This is a genomic window from Aetokthonos hydrillicola CCALA 1050 (genome assembly GCF_017591665.1).
In the GTDB taxonomy this organism is placed as follows: Bacteria; Cyanobacteriota; Cyanobacteriia; order Cyanobacteriales; family Nostocaceae; genus Aetokthonos; species Aetokthonos hydrillicola.
Genome location: NZ_JAAKGC010000221.1, coordinates 1 through 4209 on the forward strand (window position 1 = coordinate 1; position 4209 = coordinate 4209).

The window sequence follows — 4209 nt, forward strand, 5'->3', positions numbered from 1 at the left end:
CCAAGCTCGTTACAGCTTCAACATGAGCATTATAGCCACCACGATTTCTTTCTTTGCTTGTCTGACAGGAGCCGGACTACTCATGTCAAATAAACTTTCACAAGGAAGTGTTACAGCTGCTAGTGGAATAGTTTCCAGTGCATTGTTCGTTCAACTTGCTAAGGATGCAAATGACAGGCTAGACAAGATTCTAGCTGATTTCGACGATGAAACCTAAGCTATTGAGAGGGTGGGCGATTAAGTTTCATGGGAACTACGTGAAACCGAATCGCCCTTTCAGCACTCTCAAGCCCACAGCTGATAAACGATGCCAATTCAACTAGTTAATTGCTGCACCTAAAATAGATTGTCCACTGGCAAGTGCAAAAGCCAAAGCACCTTGAATGGAAGTGTGAGCCGAGGAGAAGAGCGATCGCCTACGGCACTGCCCCCCTTGTAATCGCACGGTACTCATCGTAAATTAGGCGTTGTTCTTCAAATAGTAGTGGGTTGTATTTGCCAGATGACGAGTGATGGGTGTGGGGGAGAAGCGTGATTGCATAGTACTACTTTATAATTACTTTAACTCTTTTCACTCCTATGACTCGCCCGTACTGACGCACCACAAAATCCATATAGTGGGTTCCTTTATAGGATGAACGTTCTGTTGCAACCAATCCTTTTCCTGCTGGATGTCCAAGATCATTGTTTATTTCAGCTTCAGCCCCTTCATTTCTTACTGTCCATTCAACAGTTGAATTAGGAGGAAGAAAAGCAGAGTTCATCAATTTAAAGGTAATAGAGCAGTCTTTTGGAATTGGCCCGATAAAATCTACATTATTCCAATTATTAGTTTGTCCAAATAAAGGCTTCTTTCGTTCTGCGGTGACAAAAATTGTAGGTGTAAATACTTGACGATGAAAATCACCTTTATAATGAAGGCGATTACACCTCATTTTAGGAGATGCTACTTTTTTTATGTCATCTTGTTCTTGTGCATAAAGTTCCATACACTCTTGCACCATTGTTTTTAATTGCAAGGGAGAAAAACTACCTTGATGAGGTTTCCCTTGCCACTGAAAATAAATTCCTAGATCAATATCAAATTCATCACCTATTGACAGAGGACGTAACTGAGTGGCAAATTTATAAGAGCCTTGTAGCCATGAGTAAATTGAGTAGCCACTTCTTATTTTTAATTCAGCTTTCAAATAATCTGCAAGGTCATTCCATCGTTGTTGTTGCGCTTCCCTCTGTTCATCAGTAGGAATAATACGCCTATGAAGTGTCTGTTTGTCTGTTGAAATACTATAAAATAATGAAGCCGCAATTCCCATAATGTTATGAATGATCTGAGTTTCGATGAGAGCCGTAGTAAAAATAAGGGGTAGGCGGTGTATGCTGTAGCATTCTGCGGAGTACTGGACTAGAGATTGCTTCACGCAACGCAGCACTTGCTAAACCCTTAATGGTGGATTGAGCGTTAGGAGTTGCAACATCAAGTCCTAGATCACGTTCTTGAGCCTTTGATTGGATTGAGTCAATGCGGAAATAGCGATCGCTTAATTTGTGGGTAAGCATAAATTCTGTCAATTTCTGTTGTGAGGAGAGGATGACAGACATAAGTCGTGTATCGTAAAACCAATCTAGGATTCCTAAATTTCGGCCAGTACTATGTGAGAAAGAAAATTGTGAAGTAGTGGTGCCAATACTTAAAATAGAAACGTGCTCAGTAGGAATTTGAAAAAAGTACTCTGCTTCATGAAGTGCTACGGCATCAGGCATATTTGCACAAAGTCCACCGTCGGTGAATAGTTCATTTCCAACTTGTGCTAAAGGAAAAAACGTAGGTGCTGCTGATGTAGCTAGTGCGACATCATGAACGCTGACGAGATGATCTCGCTCAAATCGTTCATGATGCGGTGTTTTGAACACTTGAGGTCTTCCCTTGGTCAAATTAATTGTAGGAATCACCACAGGGTGTTTTAGATCGCCAATAAGCGTTGCAGGGTCAATGAATTCATGTAAAGCCTTACGTAGCCCGTCATGCTTGTATTTAGGATTAAAAAGTCCACGTCCGAGGTCAATTACTTTACCAAATGTTGAACGTGGTACTGACCGCGCGGAAAATATACTTTGCCCATGTTTTTCAAACGCATGTAAAATTGTTGCAGCAGGCACTTCTAACGCCAAACTTAGTGCCACAATGCCACCTATTGAAGTTCCTGCTAAAAGGTCAAAGCATTGCGCTACAGGCTTTCCGACTCTTTCTTCCAACTCACATAACACAACAACTTGGTAGAGACCAAGATATCCTCCTCCGCTTAAGGAAAGGATTTGAAAATTATTTGCCTGCTCCATTAATACAACCTAATAATGAATATATCGCCATCTCAGATGTGGTTACTTTGGAAAAGATTAAATAGAGTAGCTAACAAAATAGCACATTAATACATTGTTGCTGAAGTATTAGGCGCTAAACACTGATGATAAAAATACAATAAATCTGTCTATACTTACACTAGGCTAAAGATTTTTATGATTATAACTTTTGATAGGTATAAATTTACTAGTTAGTAATGTAGAGATTACCGTACTTAAACAGCCGTACCCTACTGCCTCTATAGCCTTGGGGGTAAGCAAAATGTACGATAAGTCAATTGGTACGTTGAGAATTGGCATAAATATTGATTGACAGAATGCTTATCTAGCAGGAGTTACAGCTTTAGCGTAACTTTCTGTTCGATTGCTCATTTACCCACGAAACCAAGGACGCTACAGTGACGCTGAATAATTGTATCAAAAAGCACTAAAAATTACTTCAAAAAGCTTAGGGGTAGATCATCCCACCACAACCACTATCCGTCAAAATCTAAAATCCTTGCGCGATAATTATACTTAAGGTCATAAACATGAGAAAATTGGAACAATAAAGAGGTAGTTGCACACTACCCCTTCTGGACAAGGCTAAAAGTAAATCATCAGAACCCTATTCTAGCTATGCGGCATTGAAATTGTCATTTGCTGCAAGTCTCTTCAACTTGTCAAAGTGATAAGCATCCTCACTCGACATTGGAGAAACATGAGTAAGAAATCTTTCAATAGTATCTGTGATTTCTTTGGTCTTGTATCCTAGCCCTCGATAGAAATTGATCAACTCTTCTAAGCTTTCATAGTTTCCTGGCAACATAAGAAAGCCCACATAATACTCATCCCTGTATTCGTCAATGATGAGTTTATCCTCACTAACAGGATTATCTTTGATACATTCAACAATGAATATATCAGTTAACCCCAAGTCATTTATTTGAGATTCAATTGACAAAAAGTAAGGTTCCCATTGTGCTGTTCTTGTTATGTGCTTGAAAGTATTCGCCTTGTAAGGAGTTCTGAAAATGCGCACATGCTCAACTCCTAACTTTCTTTCTAGTACATTAAGAGCAGTTATATAGCCTTCGGACAATTGCTTTATTGAACTTTCTTTGTTAGTAATTGTTTGTGCAATTGAATTTGTTAATAACTGCCCATTATAGTAATAACAAATTGCACTAAACACTTCACTCATGTTCATTCTCCTTCACTCTTTTAAGTGAACAGTGACCCCTGCCTGTAACATGGTTTACAGTAACAAAACGTGCTTCCCATTTATCTCCCAGTTCTTTATCAGCCAGGGCTGCAAGCAACACGCATTGATTTAGTGTATATCCTCCTCCAGGTACTACAGGCATGTGAATCATACCGCGTTCATCTTCGGGAGGAAAGCTACTGCTTTTCTTGGGCGCTTGACAGGATTGCCCTTGTGCCTTACACCCAGTACTGTGAGAATGCGCTATTGCTGGCTGTAAGCATATAACAACAGCAAGAGTAAGTGGCAAAGTGGCGATCGCTATGCCAACACTAATGACCGTTTTAGACCTAATCTTTGACATAACTACCCCACACTCACAGAAACTTTTTGCTCAGCTTGCTGCTGCTGCACATGGTTCATCCACTGCTTAATCGCTTCCAATTCCTCATACCCTTGAGCAGTCATAGCGGGTATGTGCTTGATAAAACTATTAGCAGCGTGGTTATGCTGCATCCCCTGTTTTGCAGCCCACTGTACACCCATCCACTGCACCAATTCACTTAGCTGTGTATTGTCAAGTTCTGCGGGAGAGCTAACCAATTTTTCAGTTTTGAGCCAATCAACTACCGCTTTACCCTCAATCCTAAGCATTGTACGAATTG

The 4209-nt window shown here is 40.2% G+C and carries 6 protein-coding genes and 1 pseudogene; 1 reads left to right on the forward strand and 6 read right to left on the reverse strand.

Annotated features, from left to right (window positions below; genetic code table 11):
* Positions 1–217, forward strand: a 217-nt coding sequence (locus tag G4P69_RS35850) for a TRADD-N-associated membrane domain-containing protein (RefSeq protein ID WP_208354690.1), incomplete at its 5' end; no start/stop codon positions are given.
* 102 nt (positions 218–319) lie between these two features.
* Here G4P69_RS35850 and G4P69_RS40150 read toward each other — a convergent pair.
* The 6 genes and pseudogenes from G4P69_RS40150 to G4P69_RS35875 all read right to left on the reverse strand — a co-directional run.
* The gene (locus G4P69_RS40150; protein ID WP_279605332.1) at positions 320–454 is read right to left on the reverse strand and encodes a hypothetical protein; all 135 of its coding nucleotides are present in this window, start codon (positions 452–454) and stop codon (positions 320–322) included.
* A 91-nt stretch (positions 455–545) separates the two neighbouring features.
* Positions 546–1316, reverse strand: coding sequence for a nucleotide-binding domain-containing protein (locus tag G4P69_RS35855; RefSeq protein ID WP_208344187.1), 771 nt, complete (start codon positions 1314–1316; stop codon positions 546–548).
* A gap of 4 nt (positions 1317–1320) precedes the next feature.
* A complete protein-coding gene (locus G4P69_RS35860) occupies positions 1321–2340 on the reverse strand; it encodes a CBASS cGAMP-activated phospholipase (protein WP_208344188.1) in 1020 nt (339 codons plus the stop codon).
* Between the two features lie 637 nt (positions 2341–2977).
* Positions 2978–3544 carry a hypothetical protein gene (locus G4P69_RS35865; RefSeq protein ID WP_208344189.1) on the reverse strand — a complete coding sequence of 189 codons (567 nt, stop codon included), beginning with the start codon at positions 3542–3544 and terminating at the stop codon, positions 2978–2980.
* Entirely contained in the window at positions 3537–3908 is a 372-nt protein-coding gene (locus G4P69_RS35870; protein WP_208344190.1) for a hypothetical protein, read from the reverse strand. Before G4P69_RS35870 ends, G4P69_RS35865 begins: the two co-directional genes overlap by 8 nt.
* A 2-nt stretch (positions 3909–3910) precedes the next feature.
* Positions 3911–4209: pseudogene (locus G4P69_RS35875) on the reverse strand (hypothetical protein); the annotation flags it as partial.